Origin of the sequence: Cobetia sp. ICG0124, from assembly GCF_004006355.1 — a bacterium.
GTDB lineage: Bacteria > Pseudomonadota > Gammaproteobacteria > Pseudomonadales > Halomonadaceae > Cobetia > Cobetia marina.
Genome location: NZ_CP024893.1, coordinates 57,080 through 72,720, shown reverse-complemented (window position 1 = coordinate 72,720; position 15,641 = coordinate 57,080). Strand labels below are relative to the sequence as shown.

Sequence of the window (15,641 nt, the reverse complement as noted above, 5' to 3'; positions counted from 1 at the left end):
GCTCCCCTCTCCTGTAGATAGGACATCCCGATGGATTGGCTGGAATACCTGTTACCTGTCTTCTTTCTCACCCCGCTGGGCGCCATCGCGCTGGTGGTGCTGGGCATGCGCGGCCTGCATGAGCGCCGCATCCAGTCACCCCTGACCCGCCGCCAGCTGCGCGAGCCGGGCCAGAGCCTGCGAGACCGCCTCGATGACGCCTTCCAGTCATTGTTTCTCGATGGCGCACTGGGACCGCTCATCACACTGAGCCCGCTGATCTATGGCATGGGACGCATGGTGTTCGGCGAAGAGCAGAACTGGCTGGAGTGGGCGGGCTATGGACTGGCCTGCGCGCTGTTCGTGCTGATCTTCGCGCTGCGCCTCACCCGCCACTTCCAGCGCATCCGCAAGTTGAAGCTGGGGCTGGCCTGCGAGCTGTCCATCGGCCAGGAGCTGGATCAGCTCATTCGCCCGGAGCAGTTGAGCAGCGTGGTCTATCATGACGTCCCCGCCGACGGCTTCCATATCGACCATCTGGTGCTCACGCCGCTCGGTGCCTATGCCATCCGCACCAAGGCGCGCTCGCGTCCGCTGGATGCTCTGGGAGCGATCAAGAACGAGGTCAAGCTGGAGGATGGGCGCCTGCACTTCCCCGGCGGGCGCGAGCGCAAGCCGCTGCGCGAGACACGCGTCGCGCGTGACTGGACTGCCGCCTGGCTCAAGCGCGAGTGTGGTGTCGAGGTACCGGTACACGGCATTCTGGCGCTGCCGGGCTGGCAGATCATCCGGCGTGGTGAACAGCGCAAGGGCGACCCGGACGTCGTCAATGGCGAAGGGCTGGCCGAGTGGCTCAGCACCCATTGCATGACCCCGGAGGATGGCTGCCCGGCGCTGGATGAGGCACTCAAGCAGCGCATCAACGAGGCGATTCTGCTGCGGGTACAGGCCGAACGCCCGCCCGTCACAAGGACTTGCCAAGCGGGCCGGCGCGACGTTAAATACGCGCCGGTCCAGCCCTGGCTCCTTGATCGCGCCATCGCAATGATGGCGCTTCTGGCGACATATCCCCCATGAAACTCATCACCTTCGACGCATTTCGCACCCTCGGTATCGCCGGCGTTCGCTACATCAAGCCGGAACGCATGCTGGATCACCTCGACGAGATCCGCGCCGCTGACATCCTGCTGTTTCCCGAATACTGGCAGATCACCACCCTGGTCTACGGCCTGGGAAAACGCATCTTCCCGAGCCTGCCCAGCTACGCCATCGGCCACGACAAGGTCGAGCAGACGCGCGTCTTTCAGGCCATCTGCCCGGACAATGTGCCGCCCACCGAGATTCGGGGTGCCAGCCGTCAGGCAATCGACGACATCGAGGCACGCTTCGGCTATCCGCTGATCGTCAAGGAAGTGAAGAGCTCCATGGGGGCCGGGGTGAAGCTGATCCAGTCACGTGGCGAGCTGGAAGCCCACGCAGCCGAGCACCCGGTGCTGTATGCCCAGCCGCGGCTTGATATCGATCGTGACCTGCGCATCGTGGTGGTCGGTGGCGAAGTCATCACTGCCTACTGGCGCGTCACGCCGCTGGGCGGCTATCGCTCCAATGTCAGTCAGGGCGGCGAGACGGCCTATGACAACATCCCGGCGCCCGCCATCGAGCTGGCGCTGCAGCTGGCCGAGGCGCTGAGTGTCGACCACGCCGGCTTCGATATCGCGATGGTCGATGGCCATCCGATGGTCTTCGAGTTCAATCGTCTGTTCGGCAACCAGGGCATTCAGGACAGTTCACGGCGTATCGGTGCCGCCATCAGTCGCTATCTGGCCCTCGACAATGACGACAAGGACCCGACGCCGCCGGTGCTGACACCGCGCCGCTCCCGCAGCGAGACACTGCAGGAAACCGCCTGAGTCACAGTCGGGAAGGACGGCTGTGCGGGTCGCCTTCGACATGATCCTTGGGCGTGTCCTGCTGCGGCTTGCCCGCCGCAGGCACGTCCTCGTCCGGAATCTCCCAGGTGCCCTCTTCCGTCCAGGGGTCGTCTTCCGGGAATTCCTCGATATTGATCTCCTTGACCGTGTAATCCGGCTGATAGCGCAGGTCATAGTGCGCGGCGCGCACGATGGAGATGCACAGCAGCAACGCCACCGCCAGCAACGGCACGCCACCGATGATCGAGGCCGTCTGCAGGGTTTCCAGCCCGCCGACGAACATCAGTACGATCGGCATGAACGACAGCGCGAAGGCCCAGAAGAGACGGTTCCAGCGCATCGGCTCCTCATCCACTTCCTTCTGGACCACGGCCGCCAGGATGTAGGAGATGGAGTCGAAGGTGGTGGCCGTGAAGATCAGTGCCAGCAGCGTGAAGGCAAAGATCACCACATAGTCCAGCGGCAGGGTATGCAGCATGGCGAAGATGGCAGCGGTCGGGCTCTGCTCGTTGAGTATGGTCACCACGTCCAGCTCACCTGACAGCTGCAGGTACAGGCCGTAGTTGCCCATCACCATGAAGAACAGGAAGCAGCCCATGGTGCCGAAGAACATCGAGCCCGCCACCATCGCGCGAATGGTGCGACCCCGCGAGATGCGCGCGATGAACAGCCCCACGCTGGGCGCGAACACCAGCCACCAGGCCCAGTAGAAGATGGTCCAGTCCTGCGGGAAGTGGGTGTTCTCGAAGCCCTTGAACTCGGCGAACGGCTCAAGCCAGGTCGCCATGTGGATCAGATTGCTCATCACGCGCCCCAGCGCGTCCAGACCGGTATTGGCCATGAACAGGGTCGGACCTGCGATGAAGATGAACAGCAGCAACCCGACCGCCAGCCAGAAGTTGATATCCGACAGCAGCTTGATGCCCTTCTTAAGCCCCACGTAGGCGCTGTAGCCGAACAGCGCGGTACACACCAGCAGCACGACGACCTGGGTCATCAGCGACTTGGGTACGCCGAACAGCTCATGCACCCCCTCGTTGATCATCGGAGCTGCCAGACCGAGCGTGGTCGCCCCGCCACCCAGCATGCCGAAGACGAAGCTGATGTCGACCAGCTTGCCCAGCCAGCCACGCGCCAGCTTTTCGCCGAGCACCGGCATCAGCGCCTCGGAAATCTTCAGGACACTGTGGTGACGCACGTAGTAGAAGTAGGCGATCGGCACGGCGGGAATCAGATAGATCGCCCATGCCAGCGGCCCCCAGTGGAAGATACCGTAGGCGGCGGCCCATTCCGCGGCCTCCGGTGTCTGACCTTCCACGTGGAACGGCGGCGACTGGTAGTAGTAGACCCACTCGATCATCGACCAGTAGAGGATGGAGGCCCCGATACCGGCGCAGAACAGCATGGCCGCCCACGACACGATCGAGAACTCGGGCTTCTCTTCGGCGTCGCCCAGCTTGATCTGCCCGATATCACTGAAGATGATGTAGATCATGAAGCCACCGGCTCCGACACCCAGCATCAGGTAGAGCACACCCAGCTTGCTGGTGACGAAATTCTTGGCCGCCGATACCCACATCGCACCCTGCTCGGGGAAGATGACCAATGGCAACGTCACTGCCAGCAGCAGAAAGATCGAGCCGAAGAAGGTCGGCTTGTCGATCATGTCGAAGGCCTTCTCTGGCTTGTTCTCCGCGTTGGCAGCGGTTCCTCCGGGGGTTTTCTTGCTCATAAATAAGCCTCGTTTATCGTTATTGCCCTGCATGATAATAGCTTATCATGAATGAGGCTCAGTCGCCGCGCAAGCGGCCACCCATCTCCTGAGCGAGGTCCACGGCGAAGTGATCGGTCATGCCGCCGATGAAATCGAGCATGCGCCGGTAACTGCGGTAGAGATCCCAGTCACGCGTCGGGGTGTTCTCGCCGATCAGCGCCAGCACGCGCTGATGCTTGAAGCTGGAGCGCCCCGTGGTGTGCAGCTCATGGGCAGCCCCGATGAAGGCTTCGAGCAGGATGCCCAGCGTGGTGTAGGCGCCGATTTCCAGCTTGGCCTTGCGCTCGTTGCGAAAGATCTTCTGGCGCGCCAGATTCTTGGCTTCCCGCACGCCCCAGCCGAGATCGGGATGACACAGATCCAGCAGGTCCTCACTGAGGGTGCCCGCCAGCAATTCCGCCTCATGCTGCACGAAGGCCTGGGCCACGTCATTGACCGCCCGCTCCATCGCCGCGCCCCTGAGGGCCGCCACCTTGCGCCGCTGTGACGTGCCACGCGCGACCATGTCGTCATACTCCCGCGGCGCGCCACCACTGATGCCGGTCAGAATCTCGTAGACCTCCTCGAACTGCAGTATGCCCATCTCGAGACCATCCTCGAGATCGAGCAGCGCATAGCAGATGTCATCGGCAGCCTCGACCAGCCACGCCAACGGGTGGCGACACCAGCGGCCATCGTCACGCGCCAGCAGCCCGCAGCGCTCGGCCACCTGATCCAGCAGTTCACGCTCACTCTGGTAGCAACCGAACTTGCCGCCTGCCGTGGCGTGCTTCACCGTCCAGGGATACTTGAGCAGGGTGCCCAACGTCGCCGCCGTCAGGCGCATGCCGCCATGAAACTGGTTGTATTCGATCTGGGTGACGATACGAAAGCCCTGGGCGTTGCCTTCATAGGTCAGCAGGTCTTCGCGCTCGGCCTCGCTCAAGCCTGACAGACGCCCGTGGTCACTGGCGGCCTCTGCGGCAAACCAGTCACGGATGGCATATTCTCCGGCATGCCCGAAGGGTGGGTTGCCGATGTCATGTCCCAGACAGCCGGTCTGGACGATGACGCCGAGGTCGGCGGGCGTGACCCACTCGGGCAGATGGTCCTTCAACTTCTCGCCGACCATCATGCCCAGCGAACGCCCGACGCAGCCGACCTCCAGGGAGTGGGTCAGACGCGTGTGGATGTGGTCGTTGTCGGTCAGTGGGTGCACCTGGGTCTTGCGACCCAGCCGTCGGAAGGAGCCCGCGAACACGATCCGGTCGTGATCCTTGTGGAAGGGCGTACGGCCCATCTCACGCGATACGGTGCCCGGTGCGTCATGCAGGCGACTCGGCTCCAGCAGTCGTTCCCAGTTCATTGATGACATCAGGCAACTCCTTGGCAGGCGCCCGAGAAACGACGCCGGCGAGCAGACAACGGTGAATGACGGGCAGAAAAAAAGAGAACAGGGATTGTGGCACCCTGTTCTCTTTCTCTCCAGACCGCTGGGCGGTTCTCCTGTCCCTCAATCCTCGGCCAGTGCCGGCAACAGCACCTTGAGCTTGCGCGTCAGCGTGTTGCGTCCCCAGCCCAGCAACTCGGCGGCTTCGCCCTTGCGACCGCCGGTATGCTTGAGCGCCGTCTCGATCAGGATGCGCTCGAAGTCGGGCACCGCCTCTTCCAGCAGATGGGTATGACCGGCGGCGAGTGCGCGGTCCGCCCATTCACGGAAGGCACCACGCCAGTCCCCGGACGCGGCCTCGGTGCCACTGACGTCACGCAGTTCCGGCGGCAGATCCTCGACCATCACCTCGCGGCCCGAGGCCATCACCGTCAGCCAGCGACAGGTGTTCTCCAGCTGGCGCACGTTGCCCGGCCAGTCGAAGCGCGTGAGGTGCTTCTCGGCCGCCTCGGTGAGCACCTTGGGGTCCGTGGCCAGCTCGCGTGCGGCTTCGGCGAGGAAGTGCTGCATCAGGCGCGGGATATCCTCACGGCGCTCTGACAGCCGTGGCAGGTGGACGCGAATCACGTTGAGGCGGTGGAAGAGATCCTCGCGGAAACGACCATCCTCCACCAACGCCTCCAGGTGCTGGTGGGTCGCGGCGATGATACGCACATCCACCTTGACCGGCGTGATGCCCCCCACGCGGTAGAACTCGCCATCCGCCAGCACCCGCAACAGACGTGTCTGGGTTTCCGCCGGCATGTCGCCGATCTCGTCCAGGAACAGGGTGCCACCATCGGCCTGCTCGAAGCGTCCGCGACGCAGAGCGGTGGCACCGGTGAAGGCGCCCTTCTCGTGGCCGAAGAGCTCTGACTCCATCAGGTCCTTGGGGATCGCCGCCATGTTCAACGCGATGAACGGCTTGGCCTTGCGGGGCGAATGCTGATGCAGCGCCTGGGCGACACGCTCCTTGCCGGTCCCGGATTCGCCGTTGATCAGTACGGTGATGTGCGACTGGGACAGGCGACCGATGGCCCGAAAGACCTCCTGCATCGCTGGCGCTTCCCCGATGATCTCCTTGGTCAATCCTTCCGGCACCACCGCGGGGGCCTTGGATTCCCGCGCGTGCGCCACGGCGCGCCGCACCAGCGCCAGCGCCTCATCGACATCGAAGGGCTTGGGCAGATACTCGAAGGCACCGCCCTGATAGGAGGCCACGGCACTGTCGAGGTCGGAATGGGCCGTCATCACGATCACCGGCAGGTCCGGATAACGCTCGCGGACTCGTGCCATCAGATCGAGGCCATCGATACCGGGCATGCGGATGTCGGTGATCAGCACATCCGGGCACTGTCGCATGATGCTGGCTTCTGCCTGATCCGGGCGCTCGAAGCTTTCCACCTCGAGGTCAGGCTGGGCCAGAGCGCGCTCCAGTACCCAGCGGATGGCGCGGTCATCATCGACGATACAGACGCGTGCAGTCTCGCTCATGAGGGATCTCCAGAAGTGCCGGCAAGCGGGATTAATAGTCGGAATTCGGTATGGCCGGGGCGCGAGTCACACTCGATCAACCCCTGATGCTGGTGCAGGATGCCCTGGGCGATGGAAAGCCCGAGCCCTGAGCCTTCGGCGCGCCCCGAGACCATCGGGTAGAACAGCGTCTCGCGCAGCGCCTCGGGAATGCCCGGGCCGTTGTCGCTGATCGCCAGCTCACAGACCAGACGATGGCGCTCATGACCCAGCGTGAACTGCCGCCGGGCCCGCGTGCGCAGGGTGATCTCCCACGGCGCCTCATTGCCATCGGCTGATTCGGGCTGCGGCTGCTCGTTGAGGGCCTGGGTCGCGTTGCGCGCGATGTTGAGCACCGCCTGGATCAACTGGCCTTCATCGCCGATGACTTCAGGAAGGCTCGGATCATAGTCGGCCGTCAGCTTGATGTGATGCCCTTCCGCCGCCAGCAGGGAGCGCACCCGCTCGGTCACCGAGTGGATATTGACCGGCGACTGCAGCGGTGGCCGATTCGGCCCCAGCATGCGATCGACCAGATCGCGCAGGCGATCCACCTCCTCGATGATGATGCGCGTGAACTCCACCATCTGCGGTTCCGGCAGATCGCGCTCCAGCAACTGGGCCGCGCCCCGGATACCGCCAAGCGGGTTCTTCACTTCATGCGCCAGCCCGCGTGTCAGCACCTTGACGGCTTCCTGCCGAGCGATCAGCGCCTCCTCGCGAGAGATCTGCATCAGACGATCACGCGGCTCGATTTCCACCAGCAGCTCATTGGCGCTGACCGGGGTCGCGGTGAAGTCCACCGTCAGCGGCTCGTTGGCCGCATTGACGATCTCGGCCTCACGCTGGGTATAGGGATGCTGTTCTTCCAGCGCCTTGCGCAGCACCTTGATGGGCTCTTCATCCAGCCCGGTCAGATGTTCAGGGGAGCTGCCCTTGACGCGCACCAGGCTGACCGCCAATAGCGTCTCGGCCGCCGGGTTCAGCCATACCACGCGCAGCTGTGCATCCAGCACCACCACGGCAGTATTCAGGTGTTCGAGCAGTCGTTGATGCATGCCTTTATCCGCCATTCGCAGTACGTCTCCCTGTTCTGCAATAACCGCGCCAGTCTGGTGCAAATGCCGCGTGCATGGCACCCGCGCCGATGCACCTCTTTCGGGCGTCGATTTGAAGCACCATTATGGTGCACTCTCAGCCACCCCCGGCATTGGCCGGGTTGTTGGGATTGCGCGGGAGATTGACGCTGGCGCGTTGCACGTAGACCACACGGGGCTCGGTGGTCTGGCGCACTCGTCCGGAGGCATCCAGCAGCTCCGCCTGGATGACATGCTTGCCACGCTCGAGCCCCGGCACCATGAAGACACTGCTGTTCATGGCCGATTGCGACGGCGCGCCATCCACGGTCACGCGTACCTTGTGCTCGGGACGCAGCTGCGGCTCGATGGCCAGGCGCACCGCCAGGTTGCCGGCCTGCCCCGTGGGCAGCGTCTCTTCATTGCTCGGGCTCTGGATGAAGAAGCGGGTATAGCCACGGAAGCTGACATCCACGGCAGGCGCGGAGGGTCGGCTACCGCGAGGGAGCAGACTCGGTGGAAGGCACCACACTCAGCGGCGTCAGCTTGACCTTGCTGCCGCCCGCCGGCTGATCACTGAACACCACGTTGCCGTTGGCATCCACGTGCCGGTAGACCTGAGCCGCCTCGAGCTCCGCCGAGACGCTGCCCAGGGCCAGCACCGCTGACAGTCAGACGCTGTAGTACATGTCGAATTCGAGCGGGTGAGTCGCCATGCGCAGGCGCTGGATGTCTTCGCCCTTCAGCTCGAGGTAGGCATCGATCATGTCGTCGGTGAAGACGCCACCTTGGGTCAGGAACTCACGATCGCCGTCCAGCGCGGTCAGTGCCTGTTCGAGGCTCTCGGCCACGGTCGGGATGGACTTGGCTTCTTCGGCCGGCAGGTCGTAGAGGTTCTTGTCCATGGCATCGCCCGGGTGGATCTTGTTCTTGATGCCGTCGATACCGGCCATCAGCATCGCGGAGAACGCCAGGTACGGGTTGGCCGTCGGATCCGGGAAGCGAGCCTCGACACGCTTGCCTTTCGGGCTGGCGGTGTACGGGATACGGATGGAAGCGGAACGGTTGCGGGCAGAGTAGGCCAGCATGACCGGGGCTTCGAAGCCCGGCACCAGACGCTTGTAGGAGTTGGTGGACGCATTGGTGAAGGCGTTCAGCGCACGAGCGTGCTTGATGATGCCGCCAATGTAGTAGAGGGCCATTTCGGACAGACCCGCGTACTCGTCACCGGCGAACTGGTTGTCGCCATCCTTCCAGAAGGACTGGTGAACGTGCATGCCGGAACCGTTGTCACCGACCAGCGGCTTGGGCATGAAGGTCGCGGACTTGCCGTAAGCGTGCGCCACGTTGTGGATCACGTACTTGAGTTCCTGAACCTCATCGGCCTTCTTGACCAGGGTGTTGAACTTGACACCGATCTCGTTCTGGCCGGCGTTCGCCACTTCGTGGTGGTGAACTTCGACTTCCTGACCGATGGCTTCCAGGGTGTTGCACATGGCAGCACGGATATCGTGGAAGCTATCGATCGGCGGGACCGGGAAGTAGCCGCCCTTCAGACGCGGACGGTGACCCAGGTTGCCGCCTTCCGGCGTGGAATCGGTCGCCCATGCACCTTCTTCGGAAGAGATCTTGAACATCGCGCCGTTCATCTCGTTCTTCCAGTGCACTTCATCGAAGATGAAGAATTCCGGCTCCGGACCGAAGAAGGCAGTATCGCCCAGACCGGTGGACTTCAGATATTCCTCGGCACGCTTGGCGACGGAACGCGGGTCGCGCTCATAGCCCTGCATGGTGGCCGGCTCGATGACGTCACAGCGCAGCACCAGAGTGGTGTCTTCGGTGAACGGGTCAAGGAAGGCAGTGCCGTCGTCCGGCATCAGGATCATGTCGGACTCGTTGATGCCCTTCCAACCTTCGATAGAAGAACCATCGAACATCTGACCATTCTCGAAGAATTCTTCGTCAACCGTGCGCGCCGGGATGGAGACGTGCTGCTCCTTGCCCTTGGTGTCGGTGAAGCGCAGATCAACCCACTTGACTTCGTGTTCTTCAATCAGGGCAAGTGTCTTCTCAGCCATGGTAATTCTCCGATGGAGCCGGCGGCTCTTTTTTTCATCTGTCACAAGCGCGCGGAAAAGACTTGAGAGACAATCATTTGGGCACTTCAGGCCAATCCATGGCCCTCACTGACCCGCCTCGTGAATGCACGATGCTGGCAGGAGGCATGCCATGCCCCCTATAATGCGCCCCAAATCACAAGCGCCCGGTACGCGAGCGCCCATTTTCCGCACAGGTTCCCGTCGTGATCGAGAAACTTCGCAACATAGCCATCATCGCCCACGTTGACCACGGTAAAACTACCCTGGTCGACAAGCTCCTGAGTCAGTCTGGCACCCTGGACCGCAAGGCCGAGGGTCAGGAACGCATCATGGATTCCAACGACCAGGAAAAAGAGCGCGGCATCACCATTCTCGCGAAGAACACCGCGATCCAGTGGAACGATTACCACATCAACATCGTGGATACCCCTGGGCACGCTGACTTCGGTGGCGAAGTCGAGCGCGTGATGTCCATGGTCGATTCCGTACTGCTGCTGGTCGATGCTGTCGATGGCCCGATGCCGCAGACTCGCTTCGTGACCCAGAAGGCTTTCGCCCAGGGTCTGAAGCCGATCGTCGTCGTCAACAAGATCGACCGTCCGGGCTCTCGTCCTGACTGGGTCGTCGACCAGATCTTCGATCTGTTCGACAACCTGGGCGCGACCGACGAGCAGCTCGACTTCCCGATCATCTACTGCTCTGCCCTCAACGGCATTGCCGGCATGGATCCGGAAGACCTGCAAGACACCATGGACCCGATGTTCCAGTCCATCGTCGACATCGTCGAGCCGCCGAAGGTCGAGCTGGACGGCCCGTTCCAGATGCAGATCTCCGCACTGGACTACAACAGCTACGTCGGCGTCATCGGTCTGGGCCGCATCAAGCGCGGTTCCGTCAGCCCGGGCCAGCAGGTTTCCATCGTCACCAAGGAAGGCGCTGTCCGCAAGGGCAAGATCGGCCAGGTCATGACCCACATGGGTCTGGACCGCGTGCAGACCGACAAGGCGACCGCCGGCGACATCGTCTGCATCACCGGTATCGAGAACCTCGCGATCTCCGACACCATCTGCGACACCGCGACCGTCGAAGCGCTGCCGCCGCTGACCGTCGATGAGCCGACCGTCTCCATGACCTTCCAGGTCAATGACTCTCCGTTCGCCGGTCAGGACGGCAAGTTCGTCACCAGCCGCAACATCCGTGAGCGTCTGGATCAGGAACTGATCCACAACGTCGCCCTGCGCGTCGAACAGGGTGAGACGCCGGAGAAATTCGTCGTTTCCGGCCGTGGTGAGCTGCACCTCTCCGTACTGATCGAATCCATGCGTCGTGAAGGCTTCGAGCTGGCCGTGGGCCGCCCGGAAGTCATCATCAAGGAAATCGACGGCAAGAAGCAGGAGCCGTACGAAGAAGTCATCATCGACTGTGAAGAGCAGCACCAGGGCTCCATCATGGAAGAGCTGGGCTACCGCAAGGGTGAGCTGACCAACATGAACCCGGATGGCAAGGGTCGTGTGCGTCTGGACTTCATCATCCCGTCACGTGGTCTGATCGGCTTCCGTGGCCAGTTCCTGACCCTGACCTCCGGTACCGGCATCCTGACCAGCCGCTTCGATCACTACGGTGACCTGAAGGAAGGCGCAGGCGTCGAGCGTCGCAACGGTGTCATGATCTCCATGGTGCCGGGCAAGGCACTGTCCTACGCCCTGTACACTCTGCAGGAGCGCGGCAAGCTGATCATCGGTCACGGTACCGAAGTCTATGAAGGCATGCTGGTGGGTATCCACAACCGTGCCAACGACCTGGTCGTCAACCCGACCAAGGCCAAGAAGCTGGATAACATGCGCTCCACCGGCAACGACGAGAACATCGTGCTGACGCCGCCGATCCGCTTCACTCTGGAACAGGCGATCGAGTTCCTGGATTCCGATGAGCTGGTGGAAGTCACTCCGCTGCACATCCGTATCCGCAAGAAGTACCTGAAAGAGAACGAGCGCAAGCGCGCCAGCAAGTAAGACGCCATAGAAGACCCGTATGAAAGGATTCATCAATGAGCATCAAGGAACGCCTGGAAACCCTGCCCTGGGACACGCTGGCACGCTACCGTCTGATCGAGATCATCGCCCTGTGGGAAGGCCGCGTCACGTCACGTCATCTGGGCAACGCCTTCGGGATAGCACGCCAGCAGGCGTCACGCGTCATGAAGACCTATCGCGAGACCGTCGCCGAACACAATCTTGAATATGATCCCGTGATCAAGGGCTACCGCCCCTCCGCCAATTTTCACCCGATGCTGACGCGGGGTGAGGTGGATGAATATCTGCAGCTGCTCGGCAATCATGACAATCTGAATCCCCACTTCACCGGACTCGGACTCGGTCAGGCCAACACCGAGGCGCTCCGCTTGCCGTCCCGCAGCGCCAGCCCGCCCGTGGTCCGGACATTGATTGAAGCGGCCAGCCAGGGAGCACGCCTGGAGGTCACCTACGCCTCTTTGAACTCCCCTCAGGGGGAAGAGCGTATCCTGTGTCCACATACGCTGGTCTATGCCGCAGGTCGCTGGCATGTGCGGGCCTTCTGTGAGAAGAACCGGGCTTTTCGCGACTTCGTGCTGTCTCGATTCCGCGATGTCCCTGAGCTGTTCGGCGAGGCACTTGAAGGCAGTCAACGTGAATTCGATGACGGCTGGGAAACCCGGGTCACCCTGCGCCTGGGGGCAGACCCTCGCCTGACGCCAGATGAGCGTGGCCTGATCGAACAGGACCACGGCATGGTCGACGGCGAGCTTCACCTGCCAACTCGCGGCGCCCTCGTCCAGTATGTGCTGCGTGAGCTGGGCATCAATCCGGATTATCTGGATGAGTCGCCCCGTGCGCAGCAATTGGTGGTGTTGAATCATGCCGAGATCAGCGACTGGTTGTTCGTCAGCTCCAGCGCCTGAAACGATGGCTTGCAGGACTATCCGGACTATCCAGCGCTGAGTGAAGTTTATATGATGACTTCTGCACACAGTCCTTCGCCTACCCGGCGGAGGGCTGTTTTTTTGGTAACTCGCCAGGCCTTGTCAGCAAGGCGCGGATACCACACCTGACAGGAGGTCACATGGCCACACTTCCCTCGATCATCATCAATCGTCTGGATGCCGAACGCCTCGAGCGCCTGATTGATCGCGTCTCGGCTGCCGACCGCCAGGTGGCGGAACAGCTCGAGGACGAACTGGAGCGCGGCGATATCGTCGAGCCTCACGAGGTGCCCGCCGATATCGTCAGCATGAACAGCCGCGTGGAGTTCACGGATCTGACCCGCCAGCAGACCCTGATACGCACGCTGGTCTATCCGCACGCCCTGTCAGACCAGCAGGATGGCCTGTCAGTACTGGCGCCTCTGGGAGCCGCTCTGCTGGGGCTGCGGGTCGGTAGCCTCATCGAGTGGCAGCTGCCGGATGGCAGCCTGCACGAGGTACGTATCGAGGCGCTCCACTACCAGCCGGAAAGCGCGGGCGATCTGCACCGCTGACAGCGCCTAGCGCATCAGCAGGCGGCGGATCAGACCATGGATGGCGCGTGCTGCCGGCCCGTCGGCATAGGGCGGATACATCAGCTTCGCGCCATTCATGCGCCCCTTGGCAAAGACGCCCTTGGCCTTGCTCAGCGTCTGGAACCCTTCCCGCCCGTGGTAATGCCCCATGCCGGATGGCCCGATGCCGCCGAACGGCATGTCATCCTGCGCCACATGCAGCAGGGTGTCGTTCAGACACATTCCGCCTGCATGCGTGCCCTCGGTGACCCGCTGCTGTTCGTGCTTGTCGTGGCCGAAGTAGTAAAGCGCCAGCGGGCGTGGGCGCGCATTCACGTAGGCCATCGCAGCGGACAGCTCATCCACCGCCGCGTCCGGCAGCGCGACAATCGGCAGCAGCGGCCCGAAGATCTCCTCCTGCATCACCCGCATCTCATCCGTCACCTCAAGCAGTGCCAGCGGCGGCATCAGACGCTTCTCGACCAGCGCCGGGTCATCCCAGTCAGGGCTGTCGAGCAATGGCCTGAGCGTCGCACCCTTGGCCAGTGCATCCTCGAGCACTTCCCTCACGCGCTGGTATTGACGCTGATTGATGATGCGCGAGTAATCCTGCGTCTCGGCGAAGCGCGGATAGAAGCGCTGGAAGCACTCCCCCAACGCCTGAACCAGCGACTCGATCTGATCTTCCGCACACAGCACGTAATCCGGAGCGACACAGGTCTGGCCGGCATTCATGCCCTTGCCGAAGGCAAGACGTGAGGCCGCCTCGCGGCGCTGCGCGTCGTCCGCCATCAATTGGCGCGACATGATCACCGGCGACTTGCCGCCCAGCTCCAGCGTGACGGGGGTCAGATTCTCCGCCGCGGCGCGCATCACATGCCGGCCCACCGCCGTGCTGCCGGTGAACAGCAGGTGGTCGAAGGGCAGTGCCGAGAAGGCCGCCGCGACCTCGGCCTGGCCGGTCACCACCGCGACCTGCACTTCCTCGAAGGCATCCGCGAGCATGCCGCGCAGCGCCTCGGCGGTTTCCGGCGTGAATTCGCTCATCTTGATCATCACCCGATTGCCGGCGCTCAGCGCGCTGATCAAGGGGCCGATCGCCAGATACAGCGGATAGTTCCACGGCACGATGATGCCGACCACACCAAGTGGCTGGTAGACGACACTTGCACTGGCTGGCTGGAAGGCGGCGCTGACGTGGCGCTTCGAGGGCTTCATCCAGCCCTTCAGGTGACGGCGTGCATGGCGAATGCCCTCGTAGCTCGGTACCAGTTCCGCCAGGCGTGTCTCGTGAGCACTGCGATGACCGAAATCTCGGCTGATGGCCGCGACCAAGGCCTCCTCGTGCGCCTTGAGGGCATCACGCAGCGCTGCCAGCCAGCCACGCCGCTCCTCGGCACTCGGCATCGGCGCGTGGGCGAAGGCTGCTCGCTGAGCGTCCAGCAACTCACGCATGCGAGCCATCTCGACAGACGTCGTCGTGGCTCACTCCGTTTTAGAACACTCGTTTGATGGCGTCAAAGAAAGTCTGCACGACAGTCCACGCAAGCCAGAATGCAAGAAGCCCCCGCACCGTGAGGTGCGAGGGCTTCTCGGATGTCATCTTGCCGATCGGCCGATGACGGAATTCGTTGGCGCGCCCAGCAGGATTTGAACCTGCGACCCCTGCCTTCGGAGGGCAGTACTCTATCCAGCTGAGCTATGGGCGCGCATGCCATGGTTGCGGAGAACCAAGGCGCGCTTATGGTAACGTCTTGATTCTACGTTGTCGAGATATCACGCCCGTCACACGGTTGCCGCCCCCTCGGCCAGCGCTATACTGGCTCGATACACAGCCTTCAAAAGGTGCACCTCATGCAAGCTCGCCAGCCATCCGCGTCATTCCTCACGCGCTCATCCCTGCCGGTTTCCCTGAGCGCGATGCTGTTCAGCGTGCTTGTCAGTTCACAGGCGCTCGCCGCGGACAATTCGCATGACGCCATCGCCGAGCGCCTCAAGCCGGTGGGTGAGCTATGCCTGAAAGGTGAGAGTTGCGCAGGTGACATGGCCGGAGCGGGCCAACAGCCGTCTGCGGCGGCGGAGACCGACTCCGCCAGCGCTGCCAGCGCGATCGACGGCGAGAAGGTCTACGGCGGTATCTGCATGGCCTGCCATACCACGGGCGCGGCCGGCGCACCGCGTCTGGGCGAGGCCAGCGACTGGGAAGCGCGTCTCGCCAAGGGCGACGAGACGCTCTACACCCATGCCATCGAAGGCTTCAATGCCATGCCGGCCAAGGGCGGCAACCCGGCGCTGTCCGATGAGGAAGTGAAGGCCGCCGTGGACTATCTGCTCGACTCCGTGCGCTGA

Annotated in this window: 14 protein-coding genes and 1 tRNA gene; 6 read left to right on the top strand and 9 right to left on the bottom strand. The window is 62.8% G+C overall.

The genetic code is table 11. From position 1 onward, the window contains the following. The first annotated feature begins 30 nt into the window (after window positions 1–30). Entirely contained in the window at window positions 31–1,056 is a 1,026-nt protein-coding gene (locus CU110_RS00345) for a nuclease-related domain-containing protein (protein ID WP_127734297.1), read from the top strand. Next, window positions 1,053–1,889 carry an alpha-L-glutamate ligase gene (locus CU110_RS00340; protein ID WP_084207730.1) on the top strand — a complete coding sequence of 279 codons (837 nt, stop codon included), beginning with the start codon at window positions 1,053–1,055 and terminating at the stop codon, window positions 1,887–1,889. Before CU110_RS00345 ends, CU110_RS00340 begins: the two co-directional genes overlap by 4 nt. 1 nt (window position 1,890) lies before the next feature. Here CU110_RS00340 and CU110_RS00335 read toward each other — a convergent pair whose 3' ends face one another. The 7 genes from CU110_RS00335 to glnA all read right to left on the bottom strand — a co-directional run bounded on the left by CU110_RS00335 (window position 1,891) and on the right by glnA (window position 9,758). Further along, entirely contained in the window at window positions 1,891–3,642 is a 1,752-nt protein-coding gene (locus CU110_RS00335) for a BCCT family transporter (protein WP_077379921.1), read from the bottom strand. Between the two features lie 58 nt (window positions 3,643–3,700). Beyond that, window positions 3,701–5,038, bottom strand: a complete 1,338-nt coding sequence (locus CU110_RS00330; protein ID WP_084207729.1) for a deoxyguanosinetriphosphate triphosphohydrolase — start codon at window positions 5,036–5,038, stop codon at window positions 3,701–3,703. 138 nt (window positions 5,039–5,176) lie between these two features. Continuing rightward, entirely contained in the window at window positions 5,177–6,586 is a 1,410-nt protein-coding gene (gene ntrC / locus CU110_RS00325; RefSeq protein ID WP_077379917.1) for a nitrogen regulation protein NR(I), read from the bottom strand. After that, a complete protein-coding gene (glnL, locus tag CU110_RS00320) occupies window positions 6,583–7,662 on the bottom strand; it encodes a nitrogen regulation protein NR(II) (protein ID WP_077380022.1) in 1,080 nt (359 codons plus the stop codon). Before glnL ends, ntrC begins: the two co-directional genes overlap by 4 nt. A gap of 136 nt (window positions 7,663–7,798) precedes the next feature. Then, the gene (locus CU110_RS00315) at window positions 7,799–8,155 is read right to left on the bottom strand and encodes a hypothetical protein (RefSeq protein ID WP_127734295.1); all 357 of its coding nucleotides are present in this window, start codon (window positions 8,153–8,155) and stop codon (window positions 7,799–7,801) included. Between the two features lie 19 nt (window positions 8,156–8,174). Continuing rightward, window positions 8,175–8,342 carry a DUF4124 domain-containing protein gene (locus CU110_RS00310; RefSeq protein WP_164850232.1) on the bottom strand — a complete coding sequence of 56 codons (168 nt, stop codon included), beginning with the start codon at window positions 8,340–8,342 and terminating at the stop codon, window positions 8,175–8,177. 9 nt (window positions 8,343–8,351) lie between these two features. Further along, window positions 8,352–9,758 (bottom strand): glutamate--ammonia ligase, encoded by a 1,407-nt coding sequence (gene glnA / locus CU110_RS00305; protein ID WP_065392424.1) that lies wholly within the window; start codon window positions 9,756–9,758, stop codon window positions 8,352–8,354. 224 nt (window positions 9,759–9,982) lie between these two features. Here glnA and typA point away from each other — a divergent pair, with 224 nt between their 5' ends. From typA to rnk, 3 genes are all read left to right on the top strand, one after another. Further along, entirely contained in the window at window positions 9,983–11,791 is a 1,809-nt protein-coding gene (typA, locus tag CU110_RS00300; protein WP_077379915.1) for a translational GTPase TypA, read from the top strand. Between the two features lie 35 nt (window positions 11,792–11,826). Continuing rightward, window positions 11,827–12,717, top strand: coding sequence for a WYL domain-containing protein (locus CU110_RS00295; protein ID WP_077379913.1), 891 nt, complete (start codon window positions 11,827–11,829; stop codon window positions 12,715–12,717). Window positions 12,718–12,878: 161 nt separating this feature from the next. Beyond that, a complete protein-coding gene (rnk, locus tag CU110_RS00290; RefSeq protein WP_077379911.1) occupies window positions 12,879–13,292 on the top strand; it encodes a nucleoside diphosphate kinase regulator in 414 nt (137 codons plus the stop codon). A gap of 6 nt (window positions 13,293–13,298) precedes the next feature. On the opposite strand, the gene CU110_RS00285 is transcribed toward rnk, so the two are convergent. Together CU110_RS00285 and CU110_RS00280 are read right to left on the bottom strand one after the other, a co-directional pair. After that, on the bottom strand, window positions 13,299–14,747 hold the full coding sequence (locus tag CU110_RS00285; RefSeq protein ID WP_084209567.1) for a coniferyl aldehyde dehydrogenase: 1,449 nt from the start codon (window positions 14,745–14,747) through the stop codon (window positions 13,299–13,301). 177 nt (window positions 14,748–14,924) lie between these two features. Further along, window positions 14,925–15,001: transfer RNA gene (locus CU110_RS00280), tRNA-Arg, on the bottom strand. Window positions 15,002–15,146: 145 nt separating this feature from the next. Between CU110_RS00280 and CU110_RS00275 the strand changes: the two genes are divergently transcribed. Next, window positions 15,147–15,641, top strand: a complete 495-nt coding sequence (locus CU110_RS00275) for a c-type cytochrome (protein WP_084207728.1) — start codon at window positions 15,147–15,149, stop codon at window positions 15,639–15,641.

Coding starts and splice junctions, on each gene's coding strand:
- CU110_RS00345 (WP_127734297.1), top strand. CDS start 31: ATGGATTGGCTGGAATACCTGTTACCTGTCTTCTTTCTCACCCCGCTG.
- CU110_RS00340 (WP_084207730.1), top strand. CDS start 1,053: ATGAAACTCATCACCTTCGACGCATTTCGCACCCTCGGTATCGCCGGC.
- CU110_RS00335 (WP_077379921.1), bottom strand. CDS start 3,642: ATGAGCAAGAAAACCCCCGGAGGAACCGCTGCCAACGCGGAGAACAAG.
- CU110_RS00330 (WP_084207729.1), bottom strand. CDS start 5,038: ATGTCATCAATGAACTGGGAACGACTGCTGGAGCCGAGTCGCCTGCAT.
- ntrC (WP_077379917.1), bottom strand. CDS start 6,586: ATGAGCGAGACTGCACGCGTCTGTATCGTCGATGATGACCGCGCCATC.
- glnL (WP_077380022.1), bottom strand. CDS start 7,662: ATGCATCAACGACTGCTCGAACACCTGAATACTGCCGTGGTGGTGCTG.
- glnA (WP_065392424.1), bottom strand. CDS start 9,758: ATGGCTGAGAAGACACTTGCCCTGATTGAAGAACACGAAGTCAAGTGG.
- CU110_RS00295 (WP_077379913.1), top strand. CDS start 11,827: ATGAGCATCAAGGAACGCCTGGAAACCCTGCCCTGGGACACGCTGGCA.
- rnk (WP_077379911.1), top strand. CDS start 12,879: ATGGCCACACTTCCCTCGATCATCATCAATCGTCTGGATGCCGAACGC.
- CU110_RS00285 (WP_084209567.1), bottom strand. CDS start 14,747: ATGCGTGAGTTGCTGGACGCTCAGCGAGCAGCCTTCGCCCACGCGCCG.
- CU110_RS00275 (WP_084207728.1), top strand. CDS start 15,147: ATGCAAGCTCGCCAGCCATCCGCGTCATTCCTCACGCGCTCATCCCTG.